The sequence below is a fragment of the Rufibacter hautae genome, from assembly GCF_008271695.1.
Classification (GTDB): Bacteria; Bacteroidota; Bacteroidia; order Cytophagales; family Hymenobacteraceae; genus Nibribacter; species Nibribacter hautae.
This window is the reverse complement of the sequence record NZ_VKKY01000001.1, coordinates 1,999,421-2,014,294: the sequence shown is the minus strand read 5'-3', so window position 1 is coordinate 2,014,294 and position 14,874 is coordinate 1,999,421. Positions and strand designations below refer to the sequence as shown.

At 51.2% G+C, this 14,874-nt stretch carries 13 protein-coding genes; 3 read left to right on the top strand and 10 right to left on the bottom strand.

Translation table 11 applies throughout. The annotated features are described in order from the left end of the window. Positions 1–54: 54 nt before the first annotated feature. The 10 genes from FOA19_RS07865 to FOA19_RS07820 all read right to left on the bottom strand — a co-directional run bounded on the left by FOA19_RS07865 (position 55) and on the right by FOA19_RS07820 (position 12,713). A complete protein-coding gene (locus FOA19_RS07865; RefSeq protein WP_149090188.1) occupies positions 55–939 on the bottom strand; it encodes a DUF58 domain-containing protein in 885 nt (294 codons plus the stop codon). A 171-nt stretch (positions 940–1,110) separates the two neighbouring features. Further along, on the bottom strand, positions 1,111–2,106 hold the full coding sequence (locus FOA19_RS07860; RefSeq protein ID WP_149090187.1) for an AAA family ATPase: 996 nt from the start codon (positions 2,104–2,106) through the stop codon (positions 1,111–1,113). A gap of 231 nt (positions 2,107–2,337) precedes the next feature. Further along, positions 2,338–2,838 (bottom strand): hypothetical protein, encoded by a 501-nt coding sequence (locus FOA19_RS07855; protein ID WP_149090186.1) that lies wholly within the window; start codon positions 2,836–2,838, stop codon positions 2,338–2,340. Between the two features lie 27 nt (positions 2,839–2,865). Continuing rightward, positions 2,866–3,486, bottom strand: coding sequence for a DUF4159 domain-containing protein (locus FOA19_RS07850; protein ID WP_149090185.1), 621 nt, complete (start codon positions 3,484–3,486; stop codon positions 2,866–2,868). Between the two features lie 59 nt (positions 3,487–3,545). Beyond that, positions 3,546–4,862, bottom strand: coding sequence for a TldD/PmbA family protein (locus FOA19_RS07845; RefSeq protein WP_149090184.1), 1,317 nt, complete (start codon positions 4,860–4,862; stop codon positions 3,546–3,548). Positions 4,863–4,926: 64 nt separating this feature from the next. Beyond that, positions 4,927–6,570 carry a TldD/PmbA family protein gene (locus tag FOA19_RS07840; RefSeq protein ID WP_149090183.1) on the bottom strand — a complete coding sequence of 548 codons (1,644 nt, stop codon included), beginning with the start codon at positions 6,568–6,570 and terminating at the stop codon, positions 4,927–4,929. Between the two features lie 258 nt (positions 6,571–6,828). Beyond that, positions 6,829–9,573 (bottom strand): S8/S53 family peptidase, encoded by a 2,745-nt coding sequence (locus tag FOA19_RS07835; protein ID WP_149090182.1) that lies wholly within the window; start codon positions 9,571–9,573, stop codon positions 6,829–6,831. 590 nt (positions 9,574–10,163) lie between these two features. Continuing rightward, positions 10,164–10,871, bottom strand: a complete 708-nt coding sequence (locus FOA19_RS07830) for a head GIN domain-containing protein (RefSeq protein WP_149090181.1) — start codon at positions 10,869–10,871, stop codon at positions 10,164–10,166. 87 nt (positions 10,872–10,958) lie between these two features. Beyond that, entirely contained in the window at positions 10,959–11,984 is a 1,026-nt protein-coding gene (locus FOA19_RS07825) for a DUF3667 domain-containing protein (RefSeq protein ID WP_149090180.1), read from the bottom strand. A gap of 210 nt (positions 11,985–12,194) precedes the next feature. After that, entirely contained in the window at positions 12,195–12,713 is a 519-nt protein-coding gene (locus tag FOA19_RS07820; RefSeq protein ID WP_149090179.1) for a hypothetical protein, read from the bottom strand. A gap of 162 nt (positions 12,714–12,875) precedes the next feature. Here FOA19_RS07820 and FOA19_RS07815 point away from each other — a divergent pair, with 162 nt between their 5' ends. From FOA19_RS07815 to FOA19_RS07805, 3 genes are read left to right on the top strand one after another with little or no spacing between them, the layout of a single operon-like run. Next, a complete protein-coding gene (locus tag FOA19_RS07815) occupies positions 12,876–13,451 on the top strand; it encodes a hypothetical protein (RefSeq protein WP_149090178.1) in 576 nt (191 codons plus the stop codon). Between the two features lie 29 nt (positions 13,452–13,480). After that, entirely contained in the window at positions 13,481–14,044 is a 564-nt protein-coding gene (locus FOA19_RS07810) for a DUF4256 domain-containing protein (protein WP_149090177.1), read from the top strand. 20 nt (positions 14,045–14,064) lie between these two features. Continuing rightward, a complete protein-coding gene (locus FOA19_RS07805) occupies positions 14,065–14,733 on the top strand; it encodes a hypothetical protein (RefSeq protein WP_149090176.1) in 669 nt (222 codons plus the stop codon). Positions 14,734–14,874 lie beyond the last annotated feature (141 nt).

Below are 14,874 nucleotides of genomic sequence, written 5' to 3'. Positions count from 1 at the left end.
CTTCTTTCATTTAGCCAAACATGTTTCTAAACTAAACTCAAGACTCACTCTTCCCTAAATCCTGGCCCGGCTCATCAGAAATGCCCGAAGCGCCTTGTCTAAGGGCTCGTGCAGATGAAACCGTTCGTAATGGATCTGCTTTTTGCGGGTGTCTGTTTCCAGATTAGCCAGCCATTCCTGCAGCCGTCTTAGGTACTCGGTTCGCTGGGCTTCAGTGCTCACCTGAAGCGTTTGCCCCGTCTCCAGATCCTGGAATGCAAGCTGACCCTGATACGTGAACTCCAACTCGTTTTTGCTCATCAAGTGGAACAGCAACGTGTCTTTCTCCCGCGCGCCTATTTTGCGCAGCGTCTCCGTTATTTCAGTGGTCTGCTCGTACATGTCGGTGACCAGTACCGTAATTTCTTTTTGCCGCTTTTTCGCGAAAACAGGCGCTAAACGGTCTGGTGCCGGGAATGCTCCATTAGGTTTCACCTGCTCTAGCTGATGGAAGAACCGCTGCAAGTGCTGGCTGGATTGCTGTGGTGCCAGTTGTACCAATTGGTCTTCCTGTAACACAAACAGTCCCACGGCATCGCCTTGCTGCACCGCCAAGTACGCGAGCGAGGCTACTAAATAGCGGGCATAATCCAGCTTGGTAAGCGTTCCATCCTGATGCGCCATAGAACCACTGGCATCCACCACAAACCGCACCGCCACACTGCTGTCCACCTCCGATTCCCGGATGTAGTACCTATCTGAGCGCGCGAACATCTTCCAATCCAATTGCCGCAGGTCATCGCCGGGTTGATAGCTTCGGTACTGGCTGAACTCAATGCCCGCTCCCCGCCTAATGCTCTGGTTCTGTCCAAGCAGAAAACCATCTACCACCGCCTTGGCAATCAGGCGCAGGTCTTTGATAGCGGCGAAGGTCTGGGGGTTGAGGAGGCGGTGGGGCATAATTTATTTTAGTTGTCAAACGGGCAGTACAGCCTCTTTTCTGTCATCTTGGAAAGATCTTGTGGCCGAGCTAGAATAACTTTGAATAAGCGCCATTACCATTTGCTTACAAGATCCTTTCAGGATGACAGAAAAGAGGCTGTCTAAGGCGATTTTTCTTTCGATGCAGCTCTACCTTAAAACCTCCCTCGGCATTTCCACGCCTTTCAGCAGTTCTTCCACTACTTTATCGGTGGTGATATTATCTGCCTCGGCGGTGAAGTTGACGAGTACGCGGTGACGCAGCACCGGATACGCCATGGTCTCTAGGTCTGGCAATGTTACCGCGAAACGGCCTTGCAAGAGGGCTCGCGCTTTAGCGGTAAGGATAAGCGCTTGTCCGGCCCGTGGACCGGCTCCCCAACGTACGAACTCCTGCACAAACGATACCGGACTTTCAGCGGGGCGGGTGGCACGAACTACGCGGGCAACATAGGAAACCAAATCATCCGAGATGGAGACTTCGCGCACTAAACTTTGGAGCGCCAGAATCTCAGGCCCGGATAGAATGGGTTGCACCGTTTCCCGTTTGCCGCCAGTGGTGTTTTTCAAGACCGAAATCTCCTCCAATTCTGTGGGGTACTTGATTTTGATGTAGAGCAGGAACCGGTCTAATTGCGCCTCGGGCAGCGGGTACGTACCGCTTTGCTCAATGGGGTTCTGCGTGGCGAGCAGGAAGAAAGGACGCGGCAGCGGGTAGGTTTTACCGGCGTAGGTCACTTCAAACTCCTGCATGGCCTCTAGCAACGCTGCTTGGGTTTTAGGCGGCGTCCGGTTGATTTCATCGGCTAGCACGATGCTGGCGAAGATGGGACCTTCATTGAACTGGAAAAAACGCTTGCCCGTGGTGTGGTCTTCCTCCAGAACTTCGGTGCCCAGAATATCGGTCGGCATGAGGTCTGGGGTGAACTGGATGCGGCGGAACGGCAAATCTACGGCACTGGCCAGCGTACGCACCAGCAGGGTTTTCGCCAAGCCGGGAACGCCTTCCAGAAGTCCGTGGCCACCGGCTAACAGGGTGATGAGCACCTCATCTAGGACTTCCTGCTGGCCTACAATGATTTTACTTATTTCCTGCCGAAGCGCCGGCAGTTTGCTTAACAGTTGGTTTAGGTCTTGTGGGGTCACGTGGGGCGGAAGCTAAACGATACTACTTGAACCAGTAAGTAAGCGATTGTTCTTGAATTTGCCTTTCCGTTTTCGGTTTGTTTTCAGGAAATCAGGCCAAAAAAGCTATTAGGCATACTTACGCTGGCGCGAGCTTCTAGCTCGTGTCCGCACGCATTTCATATTCAGGAATGGGAAAGCGATTTCTAAGGGAATAGGCTGAATGATGTCAAGTTGCGTTCCCTATTACTATCACACCTTAGTTAGTAGTGTTTGCAGGTTATTGAGACGTAAAACTTTAGGCTTCTGTCTGTTCTCTTCAATGCGCCCCTTTACTGTTTTAAGTTTTTGATCATACTCAAGCCAGAATTCTCCGCAGATTGAAACAGCGTAATCTTCACCTGCCTCGCTGTCACCTTTGTATAACCCGATGACATAAAATTGGTCTTTTTTAAACACATCAATATAAGGTCTGCACAGTGCTCCATCGTCGCCGTAAATTTTGACTTCCTTTCTCTCCTCTTTGCCTTTTAATACCTGAACGACTTCTACCTGAACTGATTGGGGTTGGTTGATTGGTTCCGGACCTGCTCCTGTCAAGGTAAAGAAGTCTTGGTACTCTTTAATCTTGACTAAGGCAATTATATCAGCTTTTTGCGTGGCTTTAATGAAATTTCTAGCAGTTCCACAAGAACAGGAAATTGCTGGTAACCAAATCAAGGTCATGACAGCTAACAGTATGTATTTCTTCATAGTTAAAAAATCTACAGGAGGTAAGCTTTAACTCGTAAGCGCATACATCAGAATATTCACCCCAAACTTAGTGTTGTCCTCGGCGAGCCAGCGTTTGTTTCTAAAGTCATAGTCCCACTCGCAGCCGTAGTCTTTGTTGCTATAAAGCACGGCAATGCGGCCGTTCACTTCGTAGGCCTTCAGGTAGTCATGAACCAGGTCATCGCCCCAGCCGTTGAGCTCAAAAGACGTGGTGGGTGGGCCTTCCTCGAACTTGAAAAAGGAACGGTAAATAGGATGGGTATTGGAAATTTTCTTCAACGCCTTCGGCCCGAAACAGACGCGCATTTGCTCCTCAAATGACCGGGCGAAGAGGCCGTCTATGTCATGGTTGCAGTCGTCTACAAACACGAAGCCGCCGTTCTTTACGTAACGCTCAAAGTTAGCTCTTTCCTTCGCGTTAAACTGCACCAGTTTGTGGCCACTCAGGTAACAGAACGGATAGCGGAACAGCTCGGTACTTTCCAGACTGATGACCTTTTCCTGCTCCATGATAGGCACGGTGGTGTACTCTACCAGCGAGTGCAGCAGGTTGGAGGGCATCCGTTGGTCGGTGTCCCAGTTGCCGGAGCGGTATTGCAGGCGTACGAAGGTGAAAGGAGCGGGCATGGGAAGCAAAATAAAGCCGTTCTATGAACTAGAACGGCTTTAAGCATGATTTCATTTGATTAAACAGCGTCTGACAAGCTGGTGAAGGTGAAGTCTCTGATCTTCATAGGAGGCACCAAGTTACCACCGATGCGCTGCGGTTTGCCCAAAGCCTCCAGGTTATTGAGCATGATGACCGGGCTCTCGTTGAAACGGAAGTTCTTCACGGGGTGCTTGATTTTGCCATTTTCAATGTAGAAAGTTCCGTCGCGGGTGAGGCCGGTGTAGAGCAGGGTCTGTGGATCTACGGCCCGGATGTACCATAAACGGGTCACCAGAATGCCTTTCTGAGTGCCTTTGATGAGGTCTTCCAGACTTTGGTTACCGCCGGCCATGATGAAGCCACCGGGGGCAGGCAAACCTTTCACGCCTTTCTTCTCGGCCCAAAAACGGGAGTACGACATGTTTTTCACTACTCCCTTGTCAATCCAGGTTACTTTCTCGTGCGGCCGGCCGTCGCCGGACCAAGTGGAGGCAGGAATCTCGGGATTAGTAGGATCTGAGGTGATGGTCACGCGCTCGTCAAACATCTTCTCGCCCAGTTTGGTCTTCCCGCCCGGCTTGCTCAGGAAAGAACGGCCTTCTTCGGCGTTACGGGCGTCAATGCTCCGAAACATGTTTTCCAGCAGATCCACCGCCGCGGTGGGCTCCAGAATCACGGTATACTTGCCAGGTTCCACGGCTTTAGCGTTCATAGAACCTAAGGCTTTCTGCGCCGCAATCTCTGAGGCTGCCCCAGTGTCCAATTTGGAAACATCGCTTACATCACGGGTTACGTAGCCCGATCCGGTGCCGTCTGCGGTACGCATGGTCACGGAGAAATCCACGTCTGAGCTTTGGTTGTAGGCGAACAGGCCTTTGGAGTTCATCTTGGCGCTGAAGCCACTGCGGTCTTCCCAGAAACCAGCGGCCGTCAACTTTTTGCTATCGGCGAGCTGCATACTTTTCGCGGCAGCGTTGGCACGGTATTCTGGATCTATGTCGTGGGTGGTTTTGAACCAGGCGTTGCTGGGCAAATAATTCTGCGGGCCGAGCATGGGCACGTACTCCGGGCTTTCCGGGGCAATGCGGGCGACCTCTTCGGCACGGCGCACTACTTTCTCCAGCGAGGCATCGTCAAACTCGTTGATGGTAGCTACGCCGGAACGTTTCCCGAAACGGGCTTCCACGGCCAGCGACATGTTTTCTTCCTCGCCACTGGTAGACACGGTACTGCGGGCGTAACGGATGTTACCCCCTTTATAGCCGGTGAGGTTTACCTCGCACTCATCGGCTTTGGAATAGCTCAGGGCCTTTTTCAGCAGCGCCTGCGCCTGATCTTTACTTAATATTGCCATTGGTCTGTATCAAGTAGCAAGACACGACTAATATAGCCGCGCTTATCTCGCTAGTTTCTCCTTGTTAAATTTTCCTTCCAGTATTGATGACATTCACGCCGTTGAAGCGGGTGTGAGCGGAGCCGTGCGAAACGGCGCTCACCTGGCTGGGCTGGCCTTTGCCGTCGAAGAAGGAGCCGAACATGCGGTAATCGCTTTCGTCGCAGACAGCGGCGCAGGAGTTCCAGAATTCCTGGGTGTTGCTCTGGTAGGCCACATCCTCCAGCGGACCTACAATCTTGCCGCCTTTAATCTCGTAGAACAACTGGCCGCCGAACTGGAAGTTGTAACGCTGCTGGTCGATGGAGTAAGAACCACGGCCCGCGATGTAAATACCACGGTCCACGCCTTTGATCATATCATCCACGCTCAGTTTCTGCTTGCCCGGAGCCAGAGACACGTTAGGCATGCGCTGGAACTGCACCGAGCTCCAATTATCGGCATACGAACAGCCGTGCGATTCTTTCTCGCCGATGATGTGGGCTTGGTCACGGGTAGCCTGGTAATTCACCAACGTTCCGTCCTTGATCAAATCCCAACGCTTGGTTTTCACGCCTTCGTCATCGTAGCCTACCGCGCCCAAAGAACCCGGCTGTACTTTATCGGCGAAGATGTTCACGTGCTTGCTGCCGTACGGGAAAGCTTTAGTTTTCCACTTGTCCAGGGTGGCGAAGGAAGTACCGGCGTAGTTGGCCTCGTAGCCCAGCACGCGGTCCAACTCCAGCGGGTGCCCCACACTTTCGTGGATGGTCAAGCCTAAGTGGTTGGGATCTAGCACCAGGTCATATTTCCCCGCCATGACTGATTTAGCCGTCAGTTTCTCGCGGGCCTGCTTAGCGGCCAGACCGGCATCAGCCACCATGTCAAAGTATTTGTCGTAGCCGATAAGGCCGGTGCCTTCCGGCCCTTTCATGGTAGGCGCCTTCACGGTGAGGTACTCGTAGCCCATGCCCATTGGGGCGCTTAGCGCATCGCGGGTTTTGAATTTGCCTGAGGCTTTGTCTACGGCGGTTACCGTGAAGTTGGGCCAGATGCGGTGGATGTCCTGGTCAATATAAGAGCCATCGGTGGAGGCAAAGTATTTCTGCTCGTTTATCTGAAACAAGGCCGAATTCACGAAGTTGGCTCCGTTGGCCAAGGCAGCGGCGTTGGCGGCCAGGAGCAAATCGGCTTTCTCTGACACGGGTACGGCAAAGGCATTCTGTTTTATGGGCGTTTTCCAGGAAACCTCTCCATACCCTTGCTGCGGAGCCAGCTGTACCGGCTCTTTCTGCAGTTTGGAGTTAGCTTTGGCGATGGCCACGGCCTGCTCGGCGGCTTTGGCAACGCCTTTGTCGCTCACGTCTGAGGTGGCCGCGAAGCCCCAGGTGCCGTTGGCAATCACGCGCACGCCCACGCCGTAGCTCTCAGTGGTGCTGATGCCTTGAACTTGCTTCTCGCGGGTAAACACGTTCTGGGCCAGGTAGCGGCCAATGCGTACATCGGTGTAAGTGGCGCCTTTGCTTTTGGCGGCATTCAGAGCCACATCGGCCAGGCGCTTTTTCAGGGCCACATCCACGGTTTCCAGGGCGCGGGCCGGATCAATCTCATGACCAAACGTTGGGACGTTGGAAAGCAGAAGCCCTCCTACGCCCATGGCGGTCAGTCCTATAAAATCACGTCTTTTCAAGGGTTTGTTTGTTAGGTAAGCGAGAATTTATATGCGCAAAAAGATTTGCACTTCTAAGTTTACTTCTTGTTCAGGAGGAAAGCAAGAAAGATTGACCAGAACTGGAAAAAGCCGAGGAGATAAGTAACCGATACTAATGTTTACCACCTGTGAGGCTGCTCTCTTTAAGCCTATTTTAGAGAAAACAGGACATAAATAGAAAAGGCGCCACCCCGTGGAGGATGACGCCTTTTCTTATGCTTAAAGCTGTTTTACAGCCTACTTGGTAAGAACCAAACGATTGGTGAAGACCTTGTTGCCAGCCTCTACTTTGTAGATGTAGGTTCCGGCAGGCAGGCTGGTTCCGTCAAAGTTCACGGTGTGGTTACCCGCAGCTTTGCGTTCAGCCACCAACAACTGCACTTTGTTGCCCATCACGTCATACACGTTGATCTGTACTGGTCCCTCCTGCGCTACGGCGTAGCTAATAGTGGTTCTGCCAGAGAATGGGTTAGGGTACGAGTACACACGGTCATTGGCCGAGGCAGCAACCGCAGTAGAAGTGCTGGTGGCAGCAATAGGCTGGGTAGCGGCATTCCATTGGGCGTGGGTACGGGTAATGATCACGGCGAAATCACCGCGGGTTACGTCTTGCAGCGGCTTGAAGGTAGCATGCAGGGTTGGCTTCAGGTCATACGGACCTTGGGTCACCGAGTAGTAGGCGTTGATCAGGTTCAGCTCCAGGGCCACGCTCACGTACCCTTCCAAACCGGCCGGGATAGAAGCAGCATCTTCAATTGAATAGCTCACGCCGTCAACGGTAACTGTAGGAGTTTTACCGTTGCGCGCCAAGGCAAATTCCTGCAAGCCCAACGCCTGTACCAGCGAGTAAGACAACTCAGCACGGGTCACTTTCCCGGCTGGTACAAATTTACCCGGAGACACCGGTAACATGATGCCGTTAAACTTGTGGCTTAAATCACGCAAGGCACCGCCTTTGGCCACGATAGACTCGGCCAGCAGCTTTCTGTCTTTTACATCGGTTAAGGTGAAAGAGCCATCAATGGGCAGGAACTGACGGATGCCTTCGCCCATCATGAGGTAATCTGCCAGGTCAATGCGCTTCAGGAGTTCGTCTGGCTTGAAGCCTCCTCCTGCTAAACCATCTACCAAGCGGGCACCTACGGCCATTTTGATGGAAGCCTCGGCAGGGTGACCAGCGATGTCGGCCAAGCCGGTAATGCCAGCGGCTGTCATTTTGTTCACCACTCCGTTGATGGTCTCGGGAAAAGCAACGCCGTTCAAGCCGGAAACTTCGGCGGTCCAGGAGCCTGCCTCCGGAGATGCCACGGCCACACCTCGGTCATAGCTCAGGGCAAAGGTCACCGGGATGCCAGCGCTGGTTCTCACGCCGCTTGGCGAGATAAGGGTTAATCTAACGGGGTTACCGGTTTCACCGGCTGGGCCAATGGCTTTGATTTTGGCTTCAATGCTGGTAGTGCCTGAAGCCACGTTGAATTTGTAAACGTTGGTTGCAGTAGTGGCCGGGTTAAAGTTGATGGAGAAATTCTCAGATTCGCTGTTCGCGTTCACGTTGCTGTTGAAGGTTCTGGTCATGTTTACCGTGGAACCATAGATAGCGGAGGCTCTAAAGGCTCTGTCCACGGCAGCATACGCGTTCACATAACCGGCGCCTACTTCCCATGATTCAGTGCCTGGGATGTTGGAGGCCGTCTGCTGCAGTATCTCTTTTACCTGCGCTACGGTTAAGGCAGGGTTCGCATCCAGCAACAGTGCCACAATGCCCGCCACGTGCGGAGCCGCCATAGAAGTACCGCTCATGTGCGTGTAGTAAGGCAAATGGGCAGGCTCTAAGGTAGTAGCATCTTTGTCAATGGACAGGGAAGAAACTGGGGCAATCACACGGGTGGAGATGATATCCACGCCCGGAGAAGTTACCGTTGGGCGGTCTTGCCAGGTGAAGGTTTGTCCGTCAAGGGTGAAGGAACCGCCTTTGTTTTTGACCCCTCTGGAGGAAAAGTCAGCCAAACGGCCCGATTTGTCACCGGCGGCCACGGCAATGACCCATGGTGCTTTCTTATAGTTACCGGTGATGGTGCTGGAGCTAGGACCGGAGTTACCCGCCGAAAACACCACCACGATGTTCCGGTCAACGCAGCGCTTGGTGGCCAGCGTGATAGGATCAGCTGGGTTCACGTCTGAACCGGTGTCGCTGGTGTTTCCGAAGGAGTTGGTGATGACCCGGATGTTGTAACGGGCCTGGTTGATGATGGCATAGTCAAAGCCAGAGAGCACATCCAGCAATAACAGGGCAGCACCAGAACCATAGCCTACCAGGTCGGCGCCAGGGGCTACCCCGGTGTACTTGCCTCCGGAGGCCTGGCCAATACCGCCCACAATACCGGCTACGTGCGTTCCGTGACCACCGGTGGCATCAGTGTTCGGGATATTCTCTACCGGCGTGTAAGGCAGAATACTGGAAACCGAGTTCAGGTTGGTCACCGAAGTCGCGTTCTGCTTCAGGTTCTTGCCGAACTGCAGGTCTGGGTGCGTTCCGTCTACGCCGCTGTCATTTACCAGCACGCCCACTCCTTTCCCGGACACCGGAAGACCTCCGTTCTGGGTAGTAAAGGACATCTCGGTGCGAAGTTTATCCACCCCGGTGATGGCACGGGCACCATCGTTTTCATACTTGAGGGATTCGTTTAGGTAAAGAGAGGCTACTCTGGGGTCTTTGGCCAGGGCTTCTACCTGGGATGGAGTAGCCACAATACCGGCAATGGGCAAAGCACGTAAGGTCAATCCTTGCAGGATGCCTATTTTGGTGAGGGAAGCGACATCCAGCAAGGTAGGGGCCGCATTGCCTTTGAAGGTTACTACCACCTGCACAGGCAGTAATCTGTTAACGAGGGTTGCCTTCAGTTTTGGGTCTACAAAGGCTTGTGCGAAGACCTGGCTTACTGCCAAAAAGCAGAAAGCCGCAATGGATAGAATTCTTCTCATAAAGGAAGGTGGGTAAAGGTTTTACATTTGTTAGTTTGGTAGTATGTAATGGGGCTTATGGAGAGTACCTACGGAACATTATGTCAAGTAGGTTTTCACGTATTTGAAAAATATAATAGCAGTTCTCAAGGCTTTTAACCTCTCGCTTTTCCTCTTTTATCACCCTCTGTATTATCAATAAAACTTTAGCAAGACACCGTACTTCTTCCTTTCCAAAATTTCATATAAGATACTTTCCTGATGCTATTTACAACAGCATAAACTCATGTAACTACATCATATGGTTTAGTAATTTTTTTATCAAAAAGGCTAAAAAATGCAATAACCTTTTACGGGGTTTACCGTCACTCCTTCCTATTTAACAATCAGCTTCGAAATACTACCAGCAGTTGATAAACAATGTTTAAGGATGCCTCACCACTTAGTTACAAAGGCGGTGAGAGCCAGCTTAAGGATGGTCGCCACTTCTCTGAGATGTGCCGAAATGCGTGATTGCCAGAGCGGATGGAGGAACCTTTTTCTAAATAGAAATGCCCCGGCAGATAGCTCTACCGGGGCATTTCTATTTAGAAAGAATATGAAGCAGGGTATTAGATAGGCCTTACCTTACCCATGCCGCTGTGTTTCACATTTGGCGAGCCTTTGTAGTTGACATTCACAATACCGGCAGCCTCTACACTCAATTCTTTGGCAACGTTTACCTCCGCATTGCTGGCACCAGCGGCATCCAAGGTCAGGTAATCGGTTTTCAGGTCAAGGGCTTTCAGGGTGGTGGCTCCGGCCAGATCCATCCGTACTTTATCGGCGCGGCCGCTTAAGGTTACTTTGGTGCCTCCGGCAAAATCACCGGTGAGTTCTTTCACCTGCACGGCCATTTGCACGTTGATACCCCCGGCAAACTCCAGGCTGAGGGCCGTACCGCTGATGGTGTTGGTGGAGGTGAGTTTTATGCCACCCGCCAGCTCAAGGGCTTTGAGGCTGCGTACCGTCACGTATGCTTTCAGGCGCTTGGCATTCCGGATGCTGTTGGGTTTGGTTTTGATGGTGAGCATGCCATTCTCCACCGTAGATTCAATCAAAGGCAGGATGTTGTCCTCGGCCTCAAGCTTCAGCCCCTCGGCAGTGCCTTGGGTAAGCACCACCTCAAAACCTCCGCTTACCCTTAGTTTATCAAAAGAACCCACAGAACGGGTCTGGGTAGTGATATTGCCGTTGCCTTCTACTGATTGGGCCTGCACCTGTGACACCCAGCAAACAAAGGCCAGGAGCAACAAAAGGGAAGAGAATGTCTTTTTCATGGGTTTATGGAAGTTTAGGATCTGGTTGTTTCTAGTATAGATGCCAAAATCTGCCAAAGGTTGCTCGGCGCGTGCCGGAAAAGAAAACTAAACCGCCAAACTCACCACCAGGCCCAGAAGCAGCGTTGTCACCCCGGCAATGAGGTAAAGGAACAGCACCGTGGCCATGTTGAAGAACGTACGCAGATACCCCCTTTTGAAAACCCGCCGCAGCCCGAAGAAGAGGTACAGGAAGCCCAGCAAGTTGGCCCAACCGAACAAATCTATGGAGGTGAACAGGTATAGAGAGAGCATGTACAGGATGTACAGCACAAAGTAGAAGCAGTGCAGGTGAATGCTGAAGATGAGGTGCTCCATGTAAAAACGCCGGGCCCGGAAGAAGACCAATTTGAGCAGCAGCGCAAAGACCGGCATGAGCACAAACATCATGAGGGAGAGATATTTGAGCCCTTTCGCAATGAGTTCGTCTCTGGTGAGCCGTTGAAAATCAGCGCTTTTCTGCAGAACCCCGCGCGTAAACCAATTGTGATTTTTAACCTTGAAGGTGTTAAGAGCAGAGTCTAACTGCGCAGTGGAGGCATGCGGCGGAATGCTGTCAAGCGTGGCGAAATTGTAATTTTCCGTTTGGTTATCGGCTACCAAAAGGCTGTCCATATTGATGTTTCTCTCCTCCAGCCTTTTCCGGATGGAATCTGTGGCCTGGGGCCCTGCCTGAACAAGCAGGCTGTCTACCTGAGAGGGGGCTTTTCTTAATTGGCTCCCTAAGGTCCGCTCACCGCCCTCAATATGGCCTACCCGCAAAGAAAGCAGGAAAAAGAAGACAAAGGAAATGAACACGTACAGCCTGATGGGCGGCACATACCCCATGCGGCGCCCTCGGTGGAACTCGTTGGTGAGTTTGCCGGGGGCAAAAAGCAGGTATTTTACCGTTATCCAGAACTTGCTGTCATAGTGGATGGTGCCTTCTAGCAGTTCCAGGGCCACGTGCTGGAACGGAACGTTCAGGTCGTGGTTTTCCTGTCCGCAACGCGGGCAGAAGTTGTCTGGCTGCTCCTGGACAAACTCAAATTCACAATTGGTACAGACCGGATACTTACGCAGGTGCTTGCCCATAAAGCTTTGTACTACACGCTATATATTAGGTAAGCAATATACTGTAAAGGGCCGCAAGTAGCAAAGAAATCCCATCGGCTTTGCCGGTGAAGGCTTTTTCCGGCTGGAGTTCAAGATTGAAGCGCGACCTGGCTTGCAAGAGGAGTAAACCAAGCTTAGCCGTTTTGGCCTTAGTTTAAGGAAAACAGCCCCTAAACAGCAGGCACCAGATTAGGCCCGTTTTACGCCCTCAGTCCCAAATCCAACTCCGCCCAAGTCCTGCTCATTGCTGAAGAGGCGCCAGAACTGATCTGTATTTTCCAGCACGCCCTGGCTGGGATTGATGCACAACAACCGGTTTCCTTCCAGGGAAATGGTCAGTTCCCCTTCCGGCGAGGCCGTCACTTGCCACACACGCAAAGGCTCTTTCTGCCCACGCACCATCTCCTGCAGTTTCCGGTCCCTGAGGTTGCTGCCGGGCACCAGCGGATCAAAGGTCGGGTCTGCCAACGTCTGGGTGTCTTTGGGGATTTTCACCTCCTCAAACCTGATAGCCACCGCTCCTGCTTCCTCCAGTTGCCAATGGCAGGCCACCTCCAGGGTCCAGGCACCCACGTCCAGGATAAGGCCGGTGGCGTTCATGATGTGCGCCTTCCCGAAGTGGAAGAACTGCACATGCCCCAGCCGGGTGGTTTTGGTCAAGGGCAGCCCCAGCAAATGCTGCATTTCCGGAAAGATGTTCTCACTCATACGCGCGCGTCTCTATACAACAGCGAAGGTACGGATTTACCGGCTTCAACGGGCAACGCGTTTCAGGGCTGGTTTCTTAAAAGAAGGCTTAAAATGGAGGATCAAGGCCATCTGATGATTCAACAATAAATTGTATGTTTATTGCCGATAGGATCTAATGTTGTGCAATCAAAAGAGATAACCCTGAAGAGCTTACTTTTTGGAATATTGATTTTCTTAGCCAGTTGCAAGACAATTCATTCTTCAAAAGAGGAAGAATCAGATTGTAACCTGATTGCTGTAGACGAAAAGCCGAATATAAGTTCCGGCAGTTTCTTTCAGACCCATTATGATGACTTCGTGACATCAAGAACACCTGGAATTTTCTGGCACTCAATACACCCTGGTCACAGCAAAATAGCTATAATTGAGCTAAATGAAACTGGAGTTCAAGGCAGGATAATCGGAGAAAGTGGCTACCAAAAGATCATTAGCTTCTCTATTCAAGAACAGAAGGCCTTTAAATCACTCTTATCTGACACTCCCCAAATAAATCTTGTAAATGACTGTCGCGGGTCCTTACCGACACATCCGACCATAACAAATGTCTTTATAAAGAATGAAGACTCAGTAAAATTTATTTACTACTCCATACACTCACCTTTCTTATTAAGTAATCAGTCTAAAGCAACGCTAGGAAATGCCTACAAACTTTTAGAAATAACATCCTACAAAATGCATCACTCACAAAAGCTATAAAGAACATAGAATAAGCAATAATAAATAATATGGAAGCTGAAAAGGAGCTATCACCGGAACAACGCGAGGAACTACTCACCACGTTGAAAGGCCGTTTTGAGAAAAACAGGCGCCGCCACCAGGATCTTGACTGGGCTGCCGTGCAAGCAAAGCTGGAAGCCAATCCTGGAAAGCTGTGGTCGCTGCATGAAATGGAAAGAACCGGCGGAGAACCAGATGTGATAGGCCAGGATACCAGCACAGGCGAATATCTTTTTTATGACTGTGCCGCAGAAAGCCCTAAAGGCCGCCGAAGCGTTTGCTACGACCATGAAGCGCTGGAGTCCAGAAAAGAGCATAAACCAGAAAACAGTGCTGTGGAGATGGCTGCCGATATGGGCATTGAACTGCTCACCGAAGAGCAGTACCGGCAACTGCAAACCCTCGGCAACTTCGATATGAAAACCTCCAGTTGGCTCAAAACTCCAGCTGAGATCAGGAAACTTGGTGGTGCCATCTTCGCCGATTTCCGCTACGGCCAAGTCTTCGTGTACCACAACGGTGCTTCCTCGTACTATGCCGCCAGGGCGTTCAGGGGTTCTTTAAGAGTTTGACGTCCTCCAGGCTGAGAGATATGAAGAACCTCCTTGTACTCATCTTATTGCTTCTTTCTTCTGTTCTGGCAGAAGCGCAAGTGGCCATCATCAACGACAAAGACGGCTTCACCAACGTAAGAAAACAGCCAAACGGGCAGGCGGAAATAATCTACAGGATCAGCAGCAATGAGGTCTTCTGGTATGGCACCGAAGAAGACAATGGAGAATGGATTACGGTGTACATTCCTAAAAATAAGTTTTCCTTCTCCTCCACCCAGCCAGATTACCTGCAAGGATTCATTCATAAATCCAGGCTGCTGCACCTAGAGAAAGTCCGGCCCTACAAAGGATCTGATTTCTCTTTTGAGTATGTGATAGCGCCCTTTAACCTGAAGAACAGAATCGTAGACAAGCAGAAGGACAAATGGGTGACGGAAATTGATGGCCGGCCTGTCTGGGGAACAGATGGAAACTTTCCTAAAACCCAGGTGAAAGCGGTAAAAGTGAAGATCGCAGGGCAACTAGTTTCTATAAGCAAGGCCTTTTATGAAGACATCTACGAGTGTACCAACACTTTCAAGATTTACCAGAATGGAGACACCTATTTTGTCTACCAGTGGAACAGTGATGGAGCAGGCAGCTACCAGATTGTGTGGGTTTTCACAAAAGCAGGCCTGAAACAGCGATTGGTAGGTTCATTGATCTAAAAGGAAATAAAGCAAAGCCGCACGCCTGAGTACTAACCTAGAGCAACTTGACTACTGACCTGACCTTCCTGACAGCCTACCCTTCTTGAAAAGCAGCTATTCAGGATTACTACACGAAAAATCCCCTTTTTCTTGTTTCAG

What these genes read in the sequence shown, in the direction of transcription:
- FOA19_RS07865 (WP_149090188.1), bottom strand. Translation starts at nt 939, where the DNA reads ATGCCCCACCGCCTCCTCAACCCCCAGACCTTCGCCGCTATCAAAGAC.
- FOA19_RS07855 (WP_149090186.1), bottom strand. Translation starts at nt 2,838, where the DNA reads ATGAAGAAATACATACTGTTAGCTGTCATGACCTTGATTTGGTTACCA.
- FOA19_RS07850 (WP_149090185.1), bottom strand. Translation starts at nt 3,486, where the DNA reads ATGCCCGCTCCTTTCACCTTCGTACGCCTGCAATACCGCTCCGGCAAC.
- FOA19_RS07845 (WP_149090184.1), bottom strand. Translation starts at nt 4,862, where the DNA reads ATGGCAATATTAAGTAAAGATCAGGCGCAGGCGCTGCTGAAAAAGGCC.
- FOA19_RS07835 (WP_149090182.1), bottom strand. Translation starts at nt 9,573, where the DNA reads ATGAGAAGAATTCTATCCATTGCGGCTTTCTGCTTTTTGGCAGTAAGC.
- FOA19_RS07830 (WP_149090181.1), bottom strand. Translation starts at nt 10,871, where the DNA reads ATGAAAAAGACATTCTCTTCCCTTTTGTTGCTCCTGGCCTTTGTTTGC.
- FOA19_RS07825 (WP_149090180.1), bottom strand. Translation starts at nt 11,984, where the DNA reads ATGGGCAAGCACCTGCGTAAGTATCCGGTCTGTACCAATTGTGAATTT.
- FOA19_RS07820 (WP_149090179.1), bottom strand. Translation starts at nt 12,713, where the DNA reads ATGAGTGAGAACATCTTTCCGGAAATGCAGCATTTGCTGGGGCTGCCC.
- FOA19_RS07810 (WP_149090177.1), top strand. Translation starts at nt 13,481, where the DNA reads ATGGAAGCTGAAAAGGAGCTATCACCGGAACAACGCGAGGAACTACTC.
- FOA19_RS07805 (WP_149090176.1), top strand. Translation starts at nt 14,065, where the DNA reads ATGAAGAACCTCCTTGTACTCATCTTATTGCTTCTTTCTTCTGTTCTG.